Origin of the sequence: Streptomyces sp. NPDC053493 (genome assembly GCF_044544825.1) — a bacterium.
Classification (GTDB): domain Bacteria; phylum Actinomycetota; class Actinomycetes; order Streptomycetales; family Streptomycetaceae; genus Streptomyces.
In genome coordinates this window covers 138,107-158,818 of record NZ_JBITXS010000009.1, presented here as the reverse complement: position 1 = coordinate 158,818, position 20,712 = coordinate 138,107, and the positions used below count along the sequence as shown (strand labels likewise).

The 20,712-nt window shown below is 73.3% G+C and carries 20 protein-coding genes; 6 read left to right on the top strand and 14 right to left on the bottom strand.

Going from position 1 to position 20,712, the window contains the following annotated elements; all coding sequences use genetic code 11:
• Nucleotides 1-2 precede the first annotated feature (2 nt).
• The 5 genes from ACIGO8_RS24770 to ACIGO8_RS24750 all read right to left on the bottom strand — a co-directional run bounded on the left by ACIGO8_RS24770 (nucleotide 3) and on the right by ACIGO8_RS24750 (nucleotide 5,581).
• Nucleotides 3-2,660, bottom strand: coding sequence for a DUF4118 domain-containing protein (locus ACIGO8_RS24770; protein WP_399734614.1), 2,658 nt, complete (start codon nucleotides 2,658-2,660; stop codon nucleotides 3-5).
• A 136-nt stretch (nucleotides 2,661-2,796) separates the two neighbouring features.
• On the bottom strand, nucleotides 2,797-3,465 hold the full coding sequence (locus tag ACIGO8_RS24765; RefSeq protein ID WP_399735067.1) for an ABC transporter ATP-binding protein: 669 nt from the start codon (nucleotides 3,463-3,465) through the stop codon (nucleotides 2,797-2,799).
• Between the two features lie 247 nt (nucleotides 3,466-3,712).
• Nucleotides 3,713-4,483, bottom strand: a complete 771-nt coding sequence (locus tag ACIGO8_RS24760; RefSeq protein WP_399734612.1) for a DUF3710 domain-containing protein — start codon at nucleotides 4,481-4,483, stop codon at nucleotides 3,713-3,715.
• A 1-nt stretch (nucleotide 4,484) separates the two neighbouring features.
• Entirely contained in the window at nucleotides 4,485-4,997 is a 513-nt protein-coding gene (gene dut / locus ACIGO8_RS24755) for a dUTP diphosphatase (RefSeq protein WP_389645545.1), read from the bottom strand.
• A complete protein-coding gene (locus ACIGO8_RS24750; RefSeq protein ID WP_399734608.1) occupies nucleotides 4,997-5,581 on the bottom strand; it encodes a PaaI family thioesterase in 585 nt (194 codons plus the stop codon). Before ACIGO8_RS24750 ends, dut begins: the two co-directional genes overlap by 1 nt.
• A 58-nt stretch (nucleotides 5,582-5,639) precedes the next feature.
• On the opposite strand from ACIGO8_RS24750, the gene ACIGO8_RS24745 reads away from it, so the two are divergent.
• A complete protein-coding gene (locus tag ACIGO8_RS24745) occupies nucleotides 5,640-6,119 on the top strand; it encodes a DUF3093 domain-containing protein (protein ID WP_399734605.1) in 480 nt (159 codons plus the stop codon).
• Nucleotides 6,120-6,201: 82 nt separating this feature from the next.
• Here the strand turns inward: ACIGO8_RS24745 and ACIGO8_RS24740 are convergent, their stop codons facing one another.
• From ACIGO8_RS24740 to ACIGO8_RS24725, 4 genes are all read right to left on the bottom strand, one after another.
• Nucleotides 6,202-7,212, bottom strand: a complete 1,011-nt coding sequence (locus tag ACIGO8_RS24740) for a hypothetical protein (RefSeq protein ID WP_399734601.1) — start codon at nucleotides 7,210-7,212, stop codon at nucleotides 6,202-6,204.
• A 12-nt stretch (nucleotides 7,213-7,224) separates the two neighbouring features.
• Nucleotides 7,225-7,521 (bottom strand): DUF4193 domain-containing protein, encoded by a 297-nt coding sequence (locus ACIGO8_RS24735; RefSeq protein WP_003955561.1) that lies wholly within the window; start codon nucleotides 7,519-7,521, stop codon nucleotides 7,225-7,227.
• A 395-nt stretch (nucleotides 7,522-7,916) separates the two neighbouring features.
• Nucleotides 7,917-9,152, bottom strand: a complete 1,236-nt coding sequence (locus tag ACIGO8_RS24730) for a sensor histidine kinase (RefSeq protein WP_399734599.1) — start codon at nucleotides 9,150-9,152, stop codon at nucleotides 7,917-7,919.
• Between the two features lie 4 nt (nucleotides 9,153-9,156).
• Nucleotides 9,157-9,810 carry a response regulator transcription factor gene (locus tag ACIGO8_RS24725; RefSeq protein ID WP_073907497.1) on the bottom strand — a complete coding sequence of 218 codons (654 nt, stop codon included), beginning with the start codon at nucleotides 9,808-9,810 and terminating at the stop codon, nucleotides 9,157-9,159.
• A 392-nt stretch (nucleotides 9,811-10,202) separates the two neighbouring features.
• Between ACIGO8_RS24725 and ACIGO8_RS24720 the strand changes: the two genes are divergently transcribed.
• Entirely contained in the window at nucleotides 10,203-10,376 is a 174-nt protein-coding gene (locus tag ACIGO8_RS24720; RefSeq protein WP_399734594.1) for a hypothetical protein, read from the top strand.
• Nucleotides 10,377-10,451: 75 nt separating this feature from the next.
• Here ACIGO8_RS24720 and ACIGO8_RS24715 read toward each other — a convergent pair whose 3' ends face one another.
• Together ACIGO8_RS24715 and ACIGO8_RS24710 are read right to left on the bottom strand one after the other, a co-directional pair.
• Nucleotides 10,452-11,252 carry an inositol monophosphatase family protein gene (locus ACIGO8_RS24715; RefSeq protein WP_399734591.1) on the bottom strand — a complete coding sequence of 267 codons (801 nt, stop codon included), beginning with the start codon at nucleotides 11,250-11,252 and terminating at the stop codon, nucleotides 10,452-10,454.
• 13 nt (nucleotides 11,253-11,265) lie between these two features.
• Nucleotides 11,266-12,393 (bottom strand): ferrochelatase, encoded by a 1,128-nt coding sequence (locus ACIGO8_RS24710; RefSeq protein ID WP_399734588.1) that lies wholly within the window; start codon nucleotides 12,391-12,393, stop codon nucleotides 11,266-11,268.
• A 183-nt stretch (nucleotides 12,394-12,576) separates the two neighbouring features.
• On the opposite strand from ACIGO8_RS24710, the gene ACIGO8_RS24705 reads away from it, so the two are divergent.
• The gene (locus ACIGO8_RS24705; protein ID WP_399734585.1) at nucleotides 12,577-13,839 is read left to right on the top strand and encodes an MFS transporter; all 1,263 of its coding nucleotides are present in this window, start codon (nucleotides 12,577-12,579) and stop codon (nucleotides 13,837-13,839) included.
• The gene (locus ACIGO8_RS24700; RefSeq protein ID WP_399734582.1) at nucleotides 13,778-15,118 is read left to right on the top strand and encodes a D-arabinono-1,4-lactone oxidase; all 1,341 of its coding nucleotides are present in this window, start codon (nucleotides 13,778-13,780) and stop codon (nucleotides 15,116-15,118) included. The genes ACIGO8_RS24705 and ACIGO8_RS24700 overlap by 62 nt, the downstream gene beginning before the upstream one ends.
• A 3-nt stretch (nucleotides 15,119-15,121) precedes the next feature.
• Here ACIGO8_RS24700 and ACIGO8_RS24695 read toward each other — a convergent pair whose 3' ends face one another.
• The gene (locus tag ACIGO8_RS24695; RefSeq protein WP_399734579.1) at nucleotides 15,122-15,943 is read right to left on the bottom strand and encodes a hypothetical protein; all 822 of its coding nucleotides are present in this window, start codon (nucleotides 15,941-15,943) and stop codon (nucleotides 15,122-15,124) included.
• Between the two features lie 453 nt (nucleotides 15,944-16,396).
• Here ACIGO8_RS24695 and sepH point away from each other — a divergent pair, with 453 nt between their 5' ends.
• Nucleotides 16,397-17,452: a septation protein SepH gene (gene sepH, locus ACIGO8_RS24690; protein ID WP_399734577.1), complete on the top strand. Its 1,056-nt coding sequence runs from the start codon at nucleotides 16,397-16,399 to the stop codon at nucleotides 17,450-17,452.
• Nucleotides 17,453-17,541: 89 nt separating this feature from the next.
• Here sepH and ACIGO8_RS24685 read toward each other — a convergent pair whose 3' ends face one another.
• Nucleotides 17,542-18,369 (bottom strand): sulfurtransferase, encoded by an 828-nt coding sequence (locus ACIGO8_RS24685; RefSeq protein WP_399734574.1) that lies wholly within the window; start codon nucleotides 18,367-18,369, stop codon nucleotides 17,542-17,544.
• Between the two features lie 213 nt (nucleotides 18,370-18,582).
• On the opposite strand from ACIGO8_RS24685, the gene ACIGO8_RS24680 reads away from it, so the two are divergent.
• Complete coding sequence (locus ACIGO8_RS24680; protein ID WP_399734572.1) at nucleotides 18,583-19,359, top strand: VOC family protein; 777 nt, start codon at nucleotides 18,583-18,585, stop codon at nucleotides 19,357-19,359.
• A gap of 56 nt (nucleotides 19,360-19,415) precedes the next feature.
• Here the strand turns inward: ACIGO8_RS24680 and ACIGO8_RS24675 are convergent, their stop codons facing one another.
• Complete coding sequence (locus ACIGO8_RS24675) at nucleotides 19,416-20,711, bottom strand: polysialyltransferase family glycosyltransferase (RefSeq protein ID WP_399734569.1); 1,296 nt, start codon at nucleotides 20,709-20,711, stop codon at nucleotides 19,416-19,418.
• Between the last annotated feature and the right edge of the window lies 1 nt (nucleotide 20,712).

Below are 20,712 nucleotides of genomic sequence, written 5' to 3'. Positions count from 1 at the left end.
GGTTACGTGAAGGTGTGCGCGGACGCCGCGGAGCCGGCGTCCTCGGGGTTCCCGGGCGGCGGCGCGGCGGCGGCCTCGGCGTCCTCGGGGTCGGCGTCCTCGGGCGGCGGCCCGGGGTTCTCGGGGCCCCCGGCAGCCTCGGCCGGCGGCCCGGCGGCGCCGCGGCGCGCCGTCGTGAGCGTGAGGACCATGGTGAGCCCGCCGCCCGGAGTGTCCTCGGCGGCGAGGGTGCCGCCCATGGCCTCCACGAATCCGCGGGCGACCGCGAGGCCGAGGCCGACGCCCGAGCCGCGCGGGGCGTCGCCGAAGCGCTGGAACGGCTCGAAGATGCCGTCCTTGCCCTCGTCGGGCACGCCGGGGCCGCGGTCGGTGACCCGCAGTTCGAGGCGCTCGCCGAGGACGCTCGCGCCGACGGCGACCGGCACTCCCTCGGGGCTGTACTTCACGGCGTTCTCGACGATGTTGGCGACGGCCCGCTCCAGCAGGCCCCGGTCCACGGCGACCATGGGCAGGGTCTCGGGGATGTCGAGTTCGACGCTGCCGTCGGGGACGCCGCCGAGGGCCATCGGGACGACCTCGTCCAGGTCGGTCGGGCGGATCAGCGGCGTGACGGTGCCGGTCTGGAGCCGGGACATGTCGAGGAGGTTCCCGACGAGGTGGTCGAGCCGGTCGGCGCCCTCCTCGATGCCTTCGAGGAGCATGGCCCGGTCCTCCTCCGACCACTCGACGTCGTCGGAGCGCAGCGAGGAGACGGATGCCTTGATGCCGGCCAGCGGCGTGCGCAGGTCGTGGCTGACGGCGGCGAGGAGCGAGGTGCGGATCTTGTTGCCCTCGGCGAGTTTGCGGGCCTCCTCGGCCTCGTCGACGAGGCGCTGGCGGTCGAGGACGACGGCGGCCTGGGCGGCGAACGCGCCGAGGACGCGCCGGTCCTCGGCGGGCAGCACCCGGCCGGAGAGGGCGAGGGCGAGGTGGTCGCCGACGGGCATGTCGACCTCGGCGTCCTCGGGCCGGGCGACGGGCCGGGGGCCGACGCTCGCCGCGCAGGTCCAGGGTTCGAGGTCGCCGGCGCGTTCGAGCAGGGCGACGGAGTCCATCGAGAAGGTCTCCCGGACCCGTTCGAGGAGGGCGTCGAGGCTGGTCTCGCCGCGCAGGACGCTGCCCGCGAGGTAGGAGAGGACCTCGGACTCGGCGCGCAGCCGGGCGGCCTGGTGGGTGCGCCGGGCGGCGAGGTCGACCACCGAGGCCACGGAGATGCCGACGCCGAAGAAGACGGCGATGGCCACGATGTTCTTGGGGTCGGCGACGGTCAGGCGGTGCAGCGGCGGGGTGAAGAACCAGTTGAGCAGGAGGGAGCCGAAGGCCGCGGAGGCGAGGGCCGGCAGGAAGCCGCCGAGCAGGGCGGAGGCGACCGTGAGGGCGAGGAACAGCAGCATGTCGTTGGCGAGCCCGAGGTCCGCGTCGACATGGGTGAGCAGCAGGCTGAGCAGCACGGGGCCGAGGACGCCGACCAGCCAGCCCCAGACGATCCGGGCGCGGCCGAGGCGGGCGCCGCGGGCGACGGGAAGGCCGCGTCCCTTGGCGGCCTCCTCGTGGGTGACGATGTGGACGTCGAGGTCGGGTCCGGAGTCGCGGGCGACGGTCTGACCGACGCCGGGGCCGAGGACGTACTGCCAGGAGCGGCGGCGGCTGGAGCCGAGGACGATCTGGGTGGCGTTGACGCCCCGGGCGAACTCCAGGAGGGCGGCGGGGATGTCGTCGCCTATGACGTGGTGGAACGTTCCGCCGAGGTCCTCGACGAGGGTCCGCTGGTCGGCCAGCTCCTTCGGGGACGCGGAGGTGAGGCCGTCGCTGCGGGAGATGTAGACGGCGAGGACCTCGCCGCCGGCGCCCTTCTCGGCGAGGCGGGTGGCGCGGCGGATGAGGGTGCGTCCCTCGGGGCCGCCGGTGAGGCCGACGACGATCCGTTCGCGGGCCTGCCAGGTGGAACGTATGTTGTGCTCGCCGCGGTACTGCCGCAGGTACTCGTCGACCCGGTCGGCGGTCCACAGCAGCGCCAGCTCGCGCAGCGCCGTCAGGTTGCCCGGCCGGAAGTAGTTGGACAGGGCCGCGTCGACCTTGTCCGGCTGGTAGACGTTGCCGTGCGCCATGCGCCGGCGCAGGGCCTGCGGCGACATGTCGACCAGCTCGATCTGGTCGGCGCGGCGGACGACCTCGTCGGGGACGGTCTCGCGCTGCCGCACGCCGGTGATCGCCTCGACCACGTCGCCCAGCGATTCGAGGTGCTGGATGTTGACGGTCGACACGACGTCGATCCCGGCGGCGAGCAGCTCCTCCACGTCCTGCCAGCGCTTGGCATTCCGCGAGCCGGGCACGTTGGTGTGGGCGAGCTCGTCGACGAGGGCGACGGCGGGCCGGCGGGCCAGGACGCCGGCGATGTCCATCTCGGGAAAGGTGCCGCCCCGGTACTCGATCGCGCGGCGCGGGACCTGCTCGAGTCCGTTCAGCATCACCTCGGTACGCGGCCGCCCGTGGTGCTCCACGAACGCCACCACGCAGTCCGTGCCCCGCTCGACGCGCCGATGCCCCTCGGAGAGCATCGCGTACGTCTTGCCGACGCCCGGTGCCGCTCCCAGGTAGATCCGTAGTGTCCCGCGTCCCATGGCTCGACCTTACGTCCAGCCAAAACGCCATCCCGCCCGCTCCGCACCCCCCGCCGCCGTCTTGACGTGATCCTGATGCCGCGAGGCTCCCGGCCCTCCGCGTCCTCCGACGAGGTCTCCGCTCCCCCGGCTCCGTTCAGTGTTCGATGATCTCGCCGTCGCGCAGCTCCAGCACGCGGTCGGCGAGGCCCAGGAGCTGGTGGTCGTGGGTGGCGACGAGGGCGGTGCAGCCCTCGCTGCGGACGACGGCGCGGAGGAGTTCCATGACGGCGAGGCCGGTTTCGGCGTCGAGTTGGCCGGTGGGTTCGTCGGCGATCAGCAGGGCCGGGCGGTTGGCGAGGGCGCGGGCGATGGCGACTCGCTGCTGCTGGCCGCCGGAGAGCTCTCCGGGGCGCTGGGCGGCGTGGTCGGCGAGGCCCACCAGGGCGAGCAGGAGGGCGACCCGCTCCTCGCGCTCCTTGGGGTCGGCCTTGCGCAGTCGCATCGGCACGCCGACGTTCTCCGCGGCGGTCAGGATCGGTATGAGGCCGAAGGACTGGAAGATGAAGCCGATGCGGTCGCGGCGCAGCTCCAGGAGGCCGTCCTCGCCCAGGTCGGCGAGGTCGGTGCCGTCGATGACGATGCGGCCCTGGTCGGCGCTGTCGAGGCCGCCCACGAGGTTGAGCAGCGTGGTCTTGCCGGAGCCCGACCGTCCCTTGAGGGCGACCAGCTCGCCGCGCGTGATGTCGAAGGAGACGCCGCGCAGGGCGTGGACGGCGGCGGCGCCCGTCCCGTACGAGCGGTGGACGTTCTCCACGCGGACCATGGGCGCGCCGGCCGGGTCCTCGACGACGGCCGTGCCGGTCCGCGCCTTGCTCTCACTCACCGTGATTCCCCCCTGGTTCGAACCTGTGCGCCGTCAGTATGTGCCGAGAGCGCGCGGCGCTGCCAGGCCTGTGGATAACCCGGGAGAAGCCGGAGGGCCGCGGAACGCGGAAAGCCCGGTGGGCCGCTCCCGTCGGGGAGCGGCCCACCGGGCCCTGCTCGCGTGCGCCGGCCGGGGCCGGCGGATGTCAGCGGATCTCGGAGATCTCCGGACCGCGCTGCAGCTGGCCCATGCCGCCCGAGAAGCGGGAGCCGGCCTGGTCCTCCTGCTGCACGCCGTCCGGCACCATCTGCGCGTCGTTGGGCAGCTTGAGGACGATCGGGTCGCGCGGGGCCATCGGGCCCTCGCCGCGGACGACCACGGTGTCGCGGACGATCTGCTCGAGCAGACCGGCGGCCTCGGGCTGCACCGCGCCCTGCCCGGAGATCACTCCGCGCAGGAACCAGCGCGGCCCGTCGACACCGACGAAGCGCACCAGCTGGACGCCGCGGTTGCCGTCCGGCAGCTGCACCGGGACCTGGGCGCGCAGCTCCCAGCCGAGCGGGCCCTCGACCTCCTCGATGGCGCCGCCCTGCTGGACGATGCCGCCGGCGATCTCGTCGCGGACCTCGCCCCAGATGCCTTCCTTCTTCGGCGCGGCGAACGCCTGGAGCTGCACGGCGCTGTCGCGCAGCACGACGGTGGCCGCGACGATCGCGTCGCCCGCCACCTCCACCCGGAGCTCCATGCCCTCGACACCGGGCACGAAGAGGCCGCCGAGGTCGACGCGGCCTTCCTCGGGCTTGCTGACCTCGGAGATGTCCCAGGGACCGTCGGGCCGGGGCGCCGGCGGAAGGTTCACCCGGCGCGACCCCTCGGCCGCGTCGGCCGCGTCCTCGGCGTCCACCGCGTCGACGACCTGCTCGGCCTCGCCCGCTGCGTCCTGAGCGGCACCGCTCTTCTTGCGACGTCCGAACACGTCACTGTCCTTCCCGGTCGGATACGACCGAAGCGTATCGATTCCCACCCGTTGTGCCGTCCACGGCGGCGTGACCGCCGGTGGACCCGAAGCCCCCCTCGGCCCGCGCGGAGCCGGGAAGCTCCGCGACCTCGTGGAAGCGCACCTTCTCGACCTGCTGGACGACCAGCTGGGCGATCCGGTCGAACCGTTCGAACCGCACGCTCTCACGCGGGTCCAGATTGACCACGATCACCTTGATCTCTCCACGGTACCCGGCATCGACCGTCCCCGGGGCATTCACGAGCGCGACGCCGCAGCGGGCCGCGAGACCGGAGCGCGGGTGGACGAAGGCGGCGTAGCCGTCGGGCAGGGCGATGGAGACGCCGGTGGGCAGGACGGCCCGCTCCCCCGGGGCGAGCTCGGCGGCCTCGGTGGTCACCAGATCGGCGCCGGCGTCGCCGGGGTGCCCGTAGGCCGGGATCGGCACCTCCGGGTCCAGGCGGCGGATGAGTACGTCGACGGGATTGCGCATCAGGGGTTCACCTCGAAGGCGCGGGCGCGCCGGACCTGGTCGGGGTCGGACATGGCGGCCTGGATCTCCTCCGGGCGGCCGTTGTCGATGAAGTGGTCGACCTTCACCTCGATGAAGAGGGCGTCGGCGCGGACGGCGACGGGGCCTTCGGGCCCGCCGATCCGGCCGACGGCGGTCGAGTAGATCTTGCGGCCGTGCACGGCGGTGACCTCGGCCTCCAGGTGGAGCACGGTGCCGACCGGGACGGGCCGTACGAAGTCGGTCTCCAGACGCCCGGTCACGGCGATGACCCGCAGCAGCCAGTTGAGCGAGCCGAGGGTCTCGTCGAGCGCGGTGGCGAGCACGCCGCCGTGCGCGAGGCCCGGGGCGCCCTGGTGGTCGGGGGTCACGGTGAACTCGGCGGTGACGGTCACGCCCTCGCCCGCGCGCGCCTCGAGGTGCAGCCCGTGGGGCTGCCCGCCGCCGCACCCGAAGCAGTACTCGTAGTGCGCACCGAGCAGCTCGCCGGGGGCGGGCGCGTCCGGGTGGCGTACCGGCGGTATGGCGTCGGCCGGCGGGGTGAGAGCGGCAGATGTTCCAGTCACAGGCGCAGACCTTACCCGCGCGGCCGGGCGGCGGTCGCGCCGTGCCAAGCTTGAGGGCATGCAGCAGCCTTCCGCGCCCTCGACCGTGCCCCGTTTCGACGAGCGTCTGACGGCGCCCCGTAGCTGGTGGGTGATCGTGGCGCTGCTCGGTCTGTCGGGCGGTCTGATCATGTTCCCGCTGGGGACGGTGCCGACGCTGGGCGGTGTGATCGCGGCGGCGGCGCTGGCCGCGGCGGCGGTCTCCTCCTACGGGTCGGCCCGGATCCGGGTGGTGGCCGGTTCGCTGGTGGCGGGTGACGCGCGGATTCCGGTGTCGGCGCTGGGCGCGCCGGAGGTCCTGGACGCGGAGGAGGCGCGCGCCTGGCGCACGTACAAGGCCGATCCGCGCGCCTTCATGCTGATGCGCAGTTACGTCGCGACGGCCCTGCGCGTCGAGGTGACGGATCCGGCGGACCCGACGCCGTACGTGTATCTGTCCAGCCGTGACCCGAAGGCGCTGGCGAAGGCCCTGGAGGCGGCCCGTTCCGAGGTCTCCTAGCCGGGCCTGGGCCGGGCCTGGGCCCGGCCTCCCCCGCGAGGCCCGGAGGCGGCCGGGAGCCGCCTCGAGGGGCCCGGGAGGGCTAGAAGTCGATGTCCTTGGGGTTCTCCGGCTGCTCCAGGGCGGGCTGGTGGCCGAGGGCGTGCCAGGGGATCTGCCGGGCGCGCAGGTCCTTGCGGATGTGCGCGGCGAGCTTTCTGGTGTCGCGCCGGTTCATGACGGCACCGACGGCGGCGCCCACCAGGAACGGCGTGAGGTTCGGCAGGTTGCGCACCAGGCGCTTGGTGATCTGCTGGCGCAGTTCGCGCTTGAGCTGGCCGCCGAGGGCCGCGTTGACGGTGGTGGGCTTGGTGGGGTCGATGCCGCGCTCCTCCGCCCAGGAGGTCAGATACGCGGTCGAGCGCTGGGCGAGCGTGCCGGGCGGCCGCTGGCCGTAGACCTCGTGCAGCTCGGCGATGAGCTTGAGCTCGACGGCGGCGACGCCGGTGATCTCCGCGGCCAGCTCGGCGGGCATCGCGGGCGGCACGGGCAGCATGGCCGCGGCGCCGATGCCGGCGCCGACGGTGGCGCTGGCGTGGGCCGCGCCGGCCACCAGCTTGTCGGCCAGTTGTTCGGGGCCGAGTCCGGGGAACTGCCGTCGCAGGGTGTCGAGGTCCCGTACGGGCACGCGCGGGGCGATCTCGATGACGCGGTCGACGAGATAGCCGAGCCCTGCCTTGGCGCCCTGACCGCCACGCCTGACTCCGCGCCGTACGGCCTCGATGCGGGCGCTGTCGAGCTTGATGCGGTCGAGCTGGACGCGTGCGGGGTTGGCCACGCGCTTGAGGACGCCGCCCTTGCGGGTGTCGTCCGGGGTGCCCGGGGCGGGCTGGTCCGGGTCGGGCCCGGGTCCGGTCCGGGGCGCGTCCGCTGCTTCGAGCGAGGCCGTGGGGCCTCGCCCGTCGTCACGTGCGCCAGGGGTGGGCAGGGGGGCGGAGTGCGCGGCCGAGGGAGCGTCGTGAACGCCCTCCGCCGGGCCCGAGCCGCCCTGGTACGCCTCCGGCCTCCCGGGGAGCCGGAGCCGCCGCTTCCGAGACGGTGTGTCGCCTGCCACGGCCACTCGATCTCAGTCGCAGTCGCGGCAGATCGGCTGGCCGTTCTTCTCCCGAGCCAGCTGGCTGCGGTGGTGCACCAGGAAGCAGCTCATGCAGGTGAACTCGTCAGCCTGCTTGGGCAGGACCCGGACGGCCAGCTCCTCGTTCGAAAGGTCGGCGCCCGGGAGCTCCAGGCCCTCGGCGGCCTCGAACTCGTCGACGTCGACGGTCGAGGTCGACTTGTCGTTGCGCCGGGCCTTCAGTTCTTCAAGGCTGTCCGAGTCGACGTCGTCGTCGGTCTTGCGTGGGGTGTCGTAATCCGTTGCCATGTCGCTCTCCCCCTCTGGGTGGTTTGCGGTGTCTCCAGCGCACGTAACGCGTGAGAGGCCGGACTTGTGCCCGACCCGAGGCGGAGATTTTGCCTCACATCAAGGTCTGTTACTCAATCGACACCCAATCCGCCCTCTCACGAGTGAGCGGCTTTGGGTGGCGAACCGGACCGTACACGGTCCTGCGGCGCTCCCTCACAGGTGCCACCCCGTGTACTTCCCGTCATTCAGACCCCCGGAAACCCGGACTTTTCCGGGTTTTCCGAAGGAATTCGCGATCACGGAGAGTGGAGAGCCGGACACTCGGCCCTGTGATCGATCACACAGGACCGTCTCAGAAATGAGCACCGGAGATTTCGCGCAAGGCGAACAAATCCGGTCGCTCGTGCGGCGTGTCACATCGGCAGAGTGACGCGCATCACGAGGCCTCCGCCCTCGCGGGGCTCCGCGATGATACGGCCGCCGTGGGCCCGCGCGACGGACCGCGCGATCGACAGGCCGAGGCCGACGCCCTTGTCGCTCCCGGTGCGCTCCTGCCGGAGCCGCCGGAATGGCTCGAAAAGGTTGTCGATCTCGTACGCCGGGACCACGGGCCCCGTGTTCGAGACCACCAGGACCGCCTGGCCGTTCCCGGTGTCGGTGGTGACCTCGACCCAGCCGCCGTCCGCGACGTTGTACCGCACGGCGTTCTGCACCAGATTCAGGGCGATCCGCTCCAGCAGGACGCCGTTGCCCTGCACCACGGCCGGCGCCCGCTCGCCGCGGAACCCCACGCCCTTGGCCTCGGCCTCGGCGTGCACCTGGTCCATGGCCCGCGAGGCGACCTCGGCCAGGTCGACCGACTTGCGCTCGACGATCTCGTTGTCGCTGCGGGCCAGCAGCAGCAGGCCCTCGACCAGCTGCTCGCTGCGCTCGTTGGTGGCGAGCAGGGTCTTGCCAAGCTGCTGGAGCTCCACCGGCGCCCCGGGGTCCGAGAGCTGGACCTCCAGCAGCGTGCGGTTGATCGCGAGCGGCGTGCGCAGCTCGTGGGAGGCGTTGGCGACGAAGCGCTGCTGGGCGCTGAAGGCCCGCTCCAGGCGTTCCAGCATCTCGTCGAAGGTGTCGGCGAGCTCCTTGAGCTCGTCGTCCGGCCCGTCCAGCTCGATCCGCCGGGACAGATCCGTTCCGGCCACCTGGCGGGCGGTGCGGGTGATCCGGCCGAGCGGGGACAGCACGCGTCCGGCCATCGCGTAACCGAAGGCGAAGGCGATGATGCTGAGGCCGAGAAGGGCGAAGAGGGAGCGGCGCAGCAGGTCGTCCAGGGCGAGGTCGCTCTGGTGCCGCAGGCACATGGAGACGGCGTTGTTCAGCTGCTCGCCGGTGGACTTGTCGGGCAGCTGGCACCAGTCCGTGGTGGCCGTGACGGTGCCGCTGACCACCTTGAAGGGCAGGTCGGCGGTGGTGTCCCTCAGGGCCTGGGCGGTGAACAGATAGATGATCGCCAGGAGCAGGATGCCGGCGATCAGGAACATCCCGCCGTAGAGCAGGGTGAGCCTTATCCGGATGGTCGGACGCAGCAGCGGCCGGACCGGGGTCCTGGGGTCCCAGGTCGGCTTCGGAGGCGCGTGCAGGATCGACGGGGACTGGGGCATCGGGTCAGATCCGGTATCCCGAGCCGGGAACGGTGACGATGACGGGCGGCTCGCCGAGCTTGCGGCGCAGGGTCATCACGGTGACGCGTACGACGTTGGTGAACGGGTCGGTGTTCTCGTCCCAGGCCTTCTCGAGGAGCTGCTCGGCCGAGACGACGGCGCCCTCGCTGCGCATGAGGACCTCCAGGACCGCGAACTCCTTGGGCGCCAGCTGGACCTCCTTGCCGTCGCGGAAGACCTCGCGGCGGTTGGGGTCGAGCTTGATGCCGGCCCGCTCCAGGACGGGCGGCAGGGGGACGCTGGTGCGGCGGCCGAGGGCGCGCACGCGGGCGGTGAGCTCGGTGAAGGCGAAGGGCTTGGGCAGATAGTCGTCGGCGCCCAGCTCCAGGCCCTCGACGCGGTCGCTGACGTCGCCGGACGCGGTCAGCATCAGGACGCGGGTGGGCATGCCGAGCTCGACGATCTTGCGGCAGACGTCGTCGCCGTGGACCAGCGGGAGGTCGCGGTCGAGGACGACGACGTCGTAGTCGTTGACGCCGACGCGTTCCAGGGCGGCGGCGCCGTCGTACACGACGTCGACCGCCATGGCCTCCCGGCGCAGGCCGGTGGCCACCGCATCCGCGAGCAGCTGCTCGTCCTCGACGACGAGTACGCGCACGTCCGTAAGTCCTTTCCTGGGCCCCGGTCCGCGCAAGGGGCTGCGCGCGGGCGGGGCGGTTTCACGCACTGACTGTGCGTGTCCATCCTGCCCCGAACGCGCGTAAACCGGCTGTAAGGCGGCGGTACGGAGGAGCCCGGGACCAGGTGGGAGGCGGGTCCGGGCGGGCCGCGACGGGGGCCGGTGGGGCGGGAGGGGAAGAATTCACCTGATTCGCGCGTGAGTTGAGGTTTCCGTCCGGGAGGGGGTGGGGAGGACGACTGCACACCCCGCGATCACGCCCCGTAGGTGGCGCCCGCCACCTACTGCTCTCTGTCCCCCAGAGGTAGCGGTGCGTGATCCATCACCCCCGGCACTCCCCGTGCCACCGACCCACGACGAGGGGGCGCACGATGGACGCTTTCACCGCTGGACTGCTGCACCGCATCAGGACCACGCAGTCGGACCTCACGCGCGCTCGTGAGACGGGCGACGACTTCCTCGCGGAGGTCGAGCAGGCCGAGCTCGACGACCTGCACCGCCTGGCCGCCGAACACGGCGTGGAGGTCGGCGCGGCCCGCGCCTGACCCCGTGGACGCGGAAGGGCCCCCGGAGCCGTCGGCTCCGGGGGCCCTTCCGCGTCGGCACGGGGCCGGCGGCCGTCAGTCGTGCCAGGCGCCCTCGGCCTCCAGGAAGTCCTGCAGCGGCGCGAAGAGGCCCGGCGAGGCCGCCAGGGTCAGCTCGCCGGAGGGACGCTCGCCCGGCCGGCCGCCGGTGAGGGCGCCGGCCTCGCGCGCGACGAGGTCGCCCGCGGCGAGGTCCCAGGGGTTGAGGCCGCGCTCGTAGTACGCGTCGAGGCGGCCGGCGGCGACGTCGCACAGGTCGATGGCGGCGGAGCCGGCGCGGCGGATGTCGCGGACCTGCGGCAGAAGGCGCCGGACGATGTCGGCCTGGTGGGCGCGGCGGGTCTGGACGTAGGCGAAGCCGGTGGCGACGAGGGCCTGGTCGAGCTGCGGCGAGGGCCGGACGGCGAGGCGCCGGTCGCCGAGCCAGGCGCCGCCGCCGAGGACCGCGTGGAAGGTCTCGCCGCGCAGCGGGACCTCGACGACGCCGACGACGGTCTCGCCGTCCCGCTCAGCGGCGATGGACACGGCCCAGGTCGGCAGCCCGTAGAGGTAGTTCACGGTGCCGTCCAGCGGGTCGATGACCCAGCGCACGCCGCTGGTGCCGGGGCTCGCCGCGCCCTCCTCGCCGAGCAGCCCGTCGTCGGGCCGGTGCTCGGCGAGGAAGCCGGTGATGAGCTTCTCGGCTGCGATGTCCATCTCGGTGACGACGTCGACCGCGCTCGACTTGGTCTTCGCGACGGTCAGGTCGTCCGGTCGCCCGTCGCGCAGCAGGGCGCCGGCCCGGCGGCCCGCCTCCAGGGCGAGGTCGAGGAGTTCGGCAAGCACGGGATCGGTCACGGGTGCGCTCTCCTTACGCGTACGGGCTGTCGGCGCCGGCGGCCGCGGGCCGCTCGGCCCGCGCGGGGCAGCAGCCGATCGGGCAGAGGTCGTGGGAGGGTCCGAGCGCGCCGAGGGCGCAGCGTTCGGCGCGTGCGCCCCGCTCGTTCGCGGCGCGCTCCAGGACGAGCTCGCGCACGGCCGCGGCGAAGCGCGGGTCGGCGCCGACGGTGGCCGAGCGCCGTACCGGCAGCCCGAGCTCGGCGGCCTTGGCGGTGGCCTCGGTGTCGAGGTCGTACAGGACCTCCATGTGGTCCGAGACGAAGCCGATCGGCACCATGACGACGGCCGGCGCCCCGGCGCCGTGCAGCGTCTCCAGGTGGTCGCAGATGTCCGGCTCCAGCCACGGGATGTGCGGGGCGCCGCTGCGGGACTGGTAGACGAGCTGCCAGGGGTGTTCGACGCCGGTCTCCTCGCGGACGGCGTCGGCGATCAGCCGGGCCACGTCGAGGTGCTGCCTGACGTAGGCGCCGCCGTTCCCGTGCTCGGCGACGGGACCGGAGGTGTCGGCTGCGGACTCGGGGATGGAGTGGGTGGTGAAGGCCAGGTGGGCCCCGGCCCGTACGGACTCGTCCAGCTCGGCGAGCGAGGCGAGGACGCCCTCGGCCATGGGGCGGACGAAGCCGGGGTGGTTGAAGTAGTGCCGGAGCTTGTCGACGCGGGGCAGCGGCAGGCCTTCCGCCTCCAGTTCGGCGAGCGAGTCGGCGAGGTTCTCGCGATACTGGCGGCAGCCGGAGTAGGAGGCGTAGGCGCTGGTGGCGAGGACGGCGATGTGGCGCCGGCCGTCGGTGACCATCTCGCGCAGGGTGTCGGTGAGGTACGGCGCCCAGTTGCGGTTGCCCCAGTAGACCGGCAGGTCGAGGCCGGCCTCGGCGAAGTCCGCGCGCAGGGCGGCGAGGAGGGCGCGGTTCTGGTCGTTGATGGGGCTGACGCCGCCGAAGAGGAAGTAGTGCTGCCCCACCTCTTTCAGTCGTTCCTTGGGGATGCCTCGGCCGCGGGTGACGTTCTCCAGGAACGGGACCACGTCGTCCGGGCCTTCGGGGCCGCCGAAGGAGAGCAGCAGCAGGGCGTCGTACGGGGCGGGATCGAGCTCGTCGGGCATGGCACCGATCCTCCCACCCTTCGCCCGCCCCCGGCCGCGAGGCCCCCGCCCGGGACGCCGGCCGGAACCGGCCGAAAAAAGGAAGTGACCGGATCAGTTCAAAGCCGTAGGCTTTAGCTATGAATTACACGTGTTGAGCTGACACGTGCGGACGCGCATGCCTGCCCGAGCCCGGAGATCCCCTTGCCCAGTCCCTATCGCGCGATCTTCGCGGCCCCCGGCACCCGGTCCTTCTCCGTGGCCGGCTTCGTCGGCCGTATGCCGCTGTCCATGATGGGCATCGGCATCGTCACGATGATCTCGCAGGTCACCGGGCGGTACGGGCTGGCCGGCGCGCTCTCCGCGACGCTCGCGCTGTCCGCCGCCGCGCTGGGCCCGCGCATATCCCGGCTGGTCGACCGCTACGGGCAGCGCCGCGTGCTGCGTCCCGCGACCCTCATCTCGCTCGTGGCGGGCGCGGGTCTGCTGCTCTGCGTGCAGTACGAGGCCCCGGACTGGACCCTGTTCGTGTTCACGGCCTGCGTCGGCTGCGTGCCGAGCCTCGGCGCGATGACCCGCGCCCGCTGGGCGGCCATCTACCGGGGCGAGGCCCGCAAGCTGCACACCGCGTACTCGTGGGAGTCGATCGTCGACGAGGTGTGCTTCATCTTCGGGCCGATCATCTCCATCGGCCTGTCGACGAACTGGTTCCCGGAGGCCGGGCCGCTGCTGGCCGGCGTCTTCCTCGCCGTCGGCGTCTTCTGGCTGACCTCGCAGCGCGCCACCGAGCCCGCCCCGCACCCGCGCGAGACGCACTCCGGCGGCTCGGCGCTGCGCTCTCCCGGCCTGCAGGTCCTCACGCTCGCCTTCGTCGCCACCGGCGCCATCTTCGGCTCCGTGGACGTGGTGACCGTCGCCTTCGCCGAGGAGCAGGGCCACAAGGGCGCGGCAAGTCTGGTTCTGGCCGTCTACGCGCTGGGCTCCTGCCTCGCCGGCGCGGTCTTCGGTCTGCTGCACCTCAAGGGCGAGCCGTCGGTCCGCTGGCTCGTGGGCGTCTGCGCGATGGCCGTGAGTATGATCCCCCTCCTACTGGCCGGGAACCTGCCGTTGCTGGCCGTGGCGCTCTTTGTCGCGGGCCTGTCCATCGCGCCGACGATGGTGACCACCATGGCCCTCGTCGAAGCGCACGTACCGCGCACCAAACTGACCGAGGGCATGACCTGGACAGGGACCGGGCTCGCGATCGGTGTGGCGCTCGGCTCCTCGGCCGCCGGCTGGGTGGTCGACGCGTCCGGGGCGGAGTCGGCGTACGTGGTGCCCGTGGTCTCGGGCGCGCTCGCGGTCGTGGTGGCGCTCCTGGGCACGCGCCGGCTGCGCAGGCCGGCACCGACGCGGGAGGGGCAGCGTGAGCAGGACGACCACACAGAGGTCGGGGAGCAGCGGGGCGGGGAACGCCACCTGGCGTAACTGGGCGGGGAACGTCACCTCCCGCCCGGTGCGGGAGGTGAGCCCGGCCTCCGCCGAGGAGCTCGCCGACGCCGTGCGCAAGGCGGCCGAGGACGGGCTGCGGGTGAAGACCGTCGGCACCGGCCACTCCTTCACCTCGATCGCCGCCACGGACGGGGTCCTGATCCGGCCGGGGCTGCTCACCGGCATCCGCCGGATCGACCGCGAGACCATGACCGTGACGGTGGAGTCGGGCACTCCGCTCAAGCGGCTCAACGTGGCGCTGGCCCGGGAGGGCCTGTCGCTCACGAACATGGGCGACATCATGGAGCAGACGGTCGCCGGGGCCACCTCGACCGGCACCCACGGCACCGGCCGCGACTCCGCCTCCATCGCCGCGCAGATCCGCGCGCTCGAACTGGTCACCGCCGACGGGCGCCTGCTGACCTGCTCGCCGACCGAGAACCCGGAGGTCTTCGCCGCCGCCAGGATCGGACTCGGCGCGCTCGGCGTGGTCACGGCGATCACCTTCGCCGTGGAGCCGGTCTTCCTGCTCACCGCGCGCGAGGAGCCGATGTCCTTCGACCAGGTGACCTCGGAGTTCGACGCGCTGCACGCGGAGAACGAGCACTTCGAGTTCTACTGGTTCCCGCACACCGACAACTGCAACACCAAGCGCAACAACCGCAGCGCGGGCCCGGCCGCCCCGGTCGGCAGGCTGAGCGGCTGGATCGAGGACGAGTTCCTCTCCAACGGCGTGTTCCAGCTCGCCTGCTCGCTGGGCAAGGCGGTGCCGCCGGTCATCCCGTCGCTGGCGAAGGTCTCCAGCCGGGCCCTGTCCGCCCGTACGTACACCGACATCCCGTACAAGGTCTTCACCTCGCCGCGCCGGGTCCGCTTCCTGGAGATGGAGTACGCGCTGCCGCGTGAGGCGGCGGTGGCGGCGCTGCGCGAGCTGAAGGCGACGGTCGAGCGCTCGCCGCTGAAGGTGAGCTTCCCGGTGGAGGTGCGCACGGCGCCGGCGGACGACATCGCGCTGTCCACGGCGTCGGGCCGGGAGACCGCGTACATCGCCGTGCACCTGTACAAGGGCACGCCGCACCGCGGCTACTTCACGGCGGTGGAGCGCATCATGACCGCGCACGGCGGCCGGCCGCACTGGGGCAAGGTCCACACCAGGGACGCCGCCTACTTCGAGAAGGTCTATCCGCGCTTCGCCGAGTTCACGGCGCTGCGGGACCGCCTCGACCCGGAGCGCCGCTTCGGCAACGACTATCTGCGCCGGGTCCTGGGCGACTGACGGTCACTCGGCCGGCGTGACCGGCCGGCCGGCCGCGTCGGTGGCGGACGGAGTGGTCGGAGGCGAGGACGGGGAGGGCGGCGGGGTCGTGGCGCCGTCGGTGGGCCGGGTGGAACCGGACGGCGCGGGCGTGGGCGTCGCGGTGCCGTCCGGCGTGGCGGTGCCGGTCCCGGGCGTGCGGCCCGGAACCGGTGTGCCCGTCCCGCCCGTTCGCTTCCCCGCTCCGCCGCCGGCGCTCGGTGGGGCGGCCGGCGTGCCGTCACCGGACGGCCGCTGCTCGCCCTTTCCCGCGCCGCCGCCGGCAGCGCCGTCGGCCTGGCCGCGGACCGCCGAGCCGAAGGTGGTGCTGCCCTTGGTGCCGCCGAGGTCCTGCCCCGAGGTCAGCTCGTAGGCGGTGATGCCGCCCATCGCGAGCAGGAAGACCACGGCCGCGCCGAGGACGGGTCGCTTCCAGCCACGCATCCGGGTGCCGTGCGTGGTCGGCTCGCCGAACTCCCCGCCGGGCCTTTCCTCGTACGGGACAGGTTCGACGTGCTTGACGGGCTCGGCGCACCTGGGGAGCCTGCCCGGCTTTCCGGCGGCGGCCGTGGCCCCGCGCATCTGCTCGCCGGTGCGCTTGAGGAGGTGCTGGAGGACCGGGCCGCCGCAGGTGGCGATGACACTGATCACACCGGCGCCGAGGATGGTGCCGTAGACGCCCAGCGTGGAGGCGAGTTTGGCGGCGAGCACCGCGGCGAGGGCACTGCCCGAAACCTGAGCCACACTCAGGTCGAATCGTTTCTTCTCCGGTGTGGCCTCCGTGCCGGCGTCCGGCGTGTGACGCATGTCCAACCCCTGCTTGTTCATTCGTTCCACCATGCACCCACAAGGGACATATGGGCGTAGGGATTAGTTCCGTTTCTGGCGTTTCTGTGAAGAGCGACACGCGGCCGCGGGCAGCACGGAGACTCAACTCCCGTACGGCCCGAGAAGTTGGGCGGCGCGCCGGTCCACCCAGGTGGCCCGAATGGAGTACTGTGGCGAGCCCTGGGGCCGGATTCCCTCGCGGGTGTCCGGAATCGACGGAAGGGGGCCGAAGGTGGCACTCGAACCGGCGGCGCCACGGCACCGCACGGGACCCGCGACACAGCGTGACGGCCGGTCACTCAGCGTCGCAATCAGGTAACCGTGCCATAACGGCGTCCCAGGGTCCATGCCCGACACGCCGGGCAACTCGGCAGGGTTGTGGCAGGCTGCACCCGGGCAGGCCACACTCGACTAGCGGAAGCAGCGACGCACGTGACGTCGGCAGGCACCACCCGGGAGGTTCCCATGCCCGAACTGCGTGTCGTGGCCGTCTCGAACGACGGCACACGACTGGTGCTGAAGGCTGCTGACAGCACGGAGTACACGCTTCCGATCGACGAGCGGCTGCGGGCCGCCGTGCGCAACGACCGCGCGCGCCTCGGGCAGATCGAGATCGAGGTGGAGAGCCACCTCCGCCCCCGCGACATCCAGGCACGGATACGTGCCGGTGCGACCGCGGAGGAGGTCGCCCAGCTCGCCGGCATCCCGGTCGACCGCGTGCGGCGCTTCGAGGGCCCGGTGCTCGCCGAACGCGCCTTCATGGCCGAGCGCGCCCGCAAGACTCCCGTACGCCGGCCCGGCGAGAACACCGGCCCCCAGCTCGGCGAGGCGGTGCAGGAGCGTCTGCTGCTGCGCGGCGCCGAGAAGGACACCGTGCAGTGGGACTCCTGGCGCCGTGACGACGGCACCTGGGAGGTCCTCCTCGTCTACCGCGTCGCGGGCGAGGTGCACACGGCGAGCTGGACCTACGACCCGCCGCGGCGGCTGGTGCAGGCCGTCGACGACGAGGCACGGGCGCTGATCGGCGAGACCGACGACACGCTCGCCGCCGTGCCGGAGCCCAGCTTCCCGTTCGTGCCGCGGATCGCCCGGCTGCCCCGGGACCGGCCGCTGGACCGCGCGCTCGACCGCCAGATGGACCGGACGCCCGTCCCGGCGCCCGAGCCGGAGGAGGAGCGCGACTCGCTCACCAGCCTCCTGGAGGCGGTGCCGAGCTTCCGCGGCGACATGGTGGTCCCCGAACCCGACGGCACCGAGCCCTCCGACGAGGTCGAGGCCGAGGAGCCGCCGGCACCGGCGGCCTCCGCGGGCGCCGGCTCCGCCTACGCCGACGTGCTGATGCCCCGCGCCGTCTCCGGTCACCGCGACCGGCTCATCGGCACCACCGACCGCCAGGCCGAGGCGGACGGCGTCCGCCCGGGCCGCCGGGCGGCGGTGCCCAGCTGGGACGAGATCGTCTTCGGCACGCGGCGCAAGAAGCAGGAGTAGCCCGGGCGCCTGGCGGCGAAAGCCGCGCCCGGCAGACCGAGGGCCCGCACCGGTTCGGTGCGGGCCCTCGGTCTGTCGGTGCGCCGGGGCTACTGCGGGTCCGGGCCCGTGGCCACCGGCCGGGCCGGGTCGGCGGACCATTCGGACCAGGAGCCGGCATAGAGGGCGGCGGGGAGACCCGCGAGGGTGAGGGCGAGGACCTCGTGGGCGCCGGAGACGCCCGAGCCGCAGTAGACGCCCACCTCCGTGCCCTCCGTGGCGCCCAGGGCCGCGAAACGGGCCGCCAGGGCCTCGGCAGGCAGGAAGCGGCCGTCCGCGGCCACGTTCTCCGTCGTCGGGGCCGACAGGGCGCCCGGGATGTGGCCGCCGACCCGGTCGATGGGCTCCACGTCGCCCCGGTAGCGCTCCGCGGCGCGCGCGTCGAGCAGCACGCCCGAGCGGGCCAGGGCCGCCGCGCCGTCCGCGTCGAGCAGACCCAGAGCGCCCGGCCGGGGCTCGAAGTCGCCCGGCGCCGGCTCCGGCACGTCCTTGGACAGCTCACCCGTCCAGGCCGCCAGGCCGCCGTCGAGGACCCGGACGTCCGGGTGACCGGCCCAGCGCAGCAGCCACCACGCCCGCGCCGCGCCCCACCCGAGGCCGCCGTCGTAGACGACGACCGGCGTGTCCGCCGAGACACCCGCGCGGCGCATCGCCGCGCCGAACGCGGTCACGTCCGGCAGCGGGTGGCGGCCGCCGCTCCCGGGCGGGCCCGCGAGTTCGGTGTCCAGGTCCACGTACACGGCTCCGGGCAGGTGCCCGGCCTCGTACTCGGGCCGTCCGGGCGGGCCGCCGAGGGTCCAGCGGACGTCCAGGAGCACCGGCGGCCGCGACCCGTTCGATTCGCTCACGAGTTCGCTTGCGGAGATGATGGGCTTCATGGGTGCCATCCTCGCTCAGCGCGCGCCCTGAGAACGGGCCCGCTTCGGGAATCGTCCGGGGCGCGCGGCCCGCTCCGCGGTGCAACCATCTCCACGGGACGTACCACCGGCCCATGTGTACGACGGGCGGACGGCGGGCAGGGACCCGCCGGAGAGCCGCCGTACGGCCCGCCGGCCCCACCTCGTACGTCCACTGGCGAGGAGAGAGTGACGATGACCGAGGCGACTCGGCGCACACCCGGTACACCCTGTTGGGTGAGCTTGATGGTGCACGGACTTGACGCGACGCAGGAGTTCTACGCGGCGCTGTTCGGCTGGGAGTTCGTGCCCGGGCCGCAGCAGCTCGGCCCGTACGTGCGCGCGCTGCTGGACGGCCGGGAGGTGGCGGGCATCGGTCAGCTGCCGCCGGACCGGCATCTGCCGATCGCCTGGACCACGTATCTGGCCACGGACGACGCCGACGAGACGGCCGAGACGATCCGCTGCTGCGGCGGCACCGTCGCGGTCGGCCCGCTCGACGCGGGCGAGGCCGGGCGCATGGCGATCTGCTCCGACCCGGCGGGCGCCGTCTTCGGCGTCTGGGAGGCCGAGGCCCACCACGGCACCGCGGCGGCCGGCCCGTCCGGGACGCCGGTCTGGAACGAGCTGCTCACGTACGAGACGGGCTCGGTCGGCAAGTTCTACCGCTCGGTCTTCGGCTACGAGGCCGAGCCCGTCGTCTCCGCCGACTTCGACTATCTGACGCTCCACCTCGACGGCCGCCCGGTCGCCTCGCTGCACGGCGTCGGCACGGCGCTGCCGCGGGACCGGGGCGCGCACTGGATGACGTACTTCGAGGTCGACGACGTGGACGCGGCCGCCCGTCTGGTCGTCGAGCTGGGCGGCCAGGTGCTGCGCCCGCCGCGCGAGGGCACGGCGGGCCGGCTCGTCCTGGTGACGGACCCGGAGGGCGCGGTCTTCACCCTCGTACGGTCGGCGGACCGCGCCTAGGGACCCGGGGGCCGCTGAGGCACGGGACCTGGCCCCATGGGCCCAGGTCCCGTGCCCTAGACCCGGGCGGGCGTGCGGAGGCCGAGTTCGGCGAGGCGTTCGGCCGGGAAGTGGAGATCGCCGCCGTGCTCCCGTTCCGCCAGGTAGCGGACGGTCTCGGCGCGCAGCCCCGGGTGGGCGGTCGGCCGCATGCAGTAGCCCACGGCCCTGACCAGCGGCGCCAGGCTCGCGGGCGCGGCGCCGGGCACGGCGGGCTCGGCGGCGCTCTCCAGGTCCGGCACGAGGTGCTCGACGACCGTCAGCGGGACGCGGTTGCTGTTCTCGTACGGGGTGAGCCGGGACAGCACGGTCCCGGTGCCCACGCGCGCGACGGGCACGCCGAAGTAGACGGCGGCGGTGAGCAGGGCGGTGGAGAAGCAGCCCACGACGAGCTGCGGCCGGCACCGCTCGTAGAAGGTCTCGGCGAGCAGCGGCCCGTCCAGGACGGTGAGGGTGACGCCCGTGCGGGAGGCCTCCTCCTGCAGGGCGGTCGAGTAGCTCGCGGGCGCCGTCGGGTGCGGCTTGAAGACGACCGAGCGGTGCCCGGCCGCGGCGGCGCCGCGCAGCATCCGCACGTGCAGGTCCTCTTCCTCCTCGGCGGTGAGGATGCCGAGGACGGCGAGGTACTGGCCGAGCAGCAGCGCGGTGGGCGCGGCCTCGGCGGCCGCGGCGAGCCGGGCCTCGTCGTCCGGGCCGGCCGCGGCGGCGATCTCGCGCAGCACCGCCCGGAAGGCGTCGTCGGGGACGAGCTCGGCGCCGACGCCGTACTCGGTGAGCAGCAGCGGGCGCAGTCCCGGCACCAGGTCGAGGTGGAGGACCCGGCGGATGCGGCAGGCGATCGACTGGGGCAGCTCGTCGCGGGTGGGGCCGTAGCTCATCAGCCCGTCGGCGTAGACCTGGACGGCGCTCTCGGCGAAGACGGCGGCCAGCGCCTTGGCCGGGTTGACCTGGATGGACTCGACGACGAGTTCGACGGTGGCGGATCCCAGTCCCCAGGCGGTGCGCAGGACGCGCTGCCAGAGCGGGGACTCCTCGGGGCGCGGCGCCCAGGAGCTGGGGTGGTGCGGGTGGACGGCCTCGTTCCAGTCGACGACCTCGTCGAAGCGGGCGGCGATCCGCTCGTAGCCGGTCATGGCGTCGAGGCGGACGGCGGTCTCGGGGATCTCGGCATTGTTCGAGACGAGCAGCAGGCGCCGCGCGTGGCCGGGGTCGCCGAACTGGCCCGCGTCGACCGCCGCGGCCACCGTGGCCGCGCCGTAGAGCGTCGACACCTGGAAGATCTGCACGCGGTCCGTGGGATCCGTGGTCGGCATG

Coding starts and splice junctions, on each gene's coding strand:
- ACIGO8_RS24770 (WP_399734614.1), bottom strand. CDS start 2,660: ATGGGACGCGGGACACTACGGATCTACCTGGGAGCGGCACCGGGCGTC.
- ACIGO8_RS24765 (WP_399735067.1), bottom strand. CDS start 3,465: ATGGTCCGCGTGGAGAACGTCCACCGCTCGTACGGGACGGGCGCCGCC.
- dut (WP_389645545.1), bottom strand. CDS start 4,997: ATGCGCAATCCCGTCGACGTACTCATCCGCCGCCTGGACCCGGAGGTG.
- ACIGO8_RS24745 (WP_399734605.1), top strand. CDS start 5,640: ATGCAGCAGCCTTCCGCGCCCTCGACCGTGCCCCGTTTCGACGAGCGT.
- ACIGO8_RS24735 (WP_003955561.1), bottom strand. CDS start 7,521: ATGGCAACGGATTACGACACCCCACGCAAGACCGACGACGACGTCGAC.
- ACIGO8_RS24730 (WP_399734599.1), bottom strand. CDS start 9,152: ATGCCCCAGTCCCCGTCGATCCTGCACGCGCCTCCGAAGCCGACCTGG.
- ACIGO8_RS24720 (WP_399734594.1), top strand. CDS start 10,203: ATGGACGCTTTCACCGCTGGACTGCTGCACCGCATCAGGACCACGCAG.
- ACIGO8_RS24710 (WP_399734588.1), bottom strand. CDS start 12,393: ATGCCCGACGAGCTCGATCCCGCCCCGTACGACGCCCTGCTGCTGCTC.
- ACIGO8_RS24695 (WP_399734579.1), bottom strand. CDS start 15,943: ATGCGTCACACGCCGGACGCCGGCACGGAGGCCACACCGGAGAAGAAA.
- ACIGO8_RS24685 (WP_399734574.1), bottom strand. CDS start 18,369: ATGAAGCCCATCATCTCCGCAAGCGAACTCGTGAGCGAATCGAACGGG.
- ACIGO8_RS24680 (WP_399734572.1), top strand. CDS start 18,583: ATGACCGAGGCGACTCGGCGCACACCCGGTACACCCTGTTGGGTGAGC.
- ACIGO8_RS24675 (WP_399734569.1), bottom strand. CDS start 20,711: ATGCCGACCACGGATCCCACGGACCGCGTGCAGATCTTCCAGGTGTCG.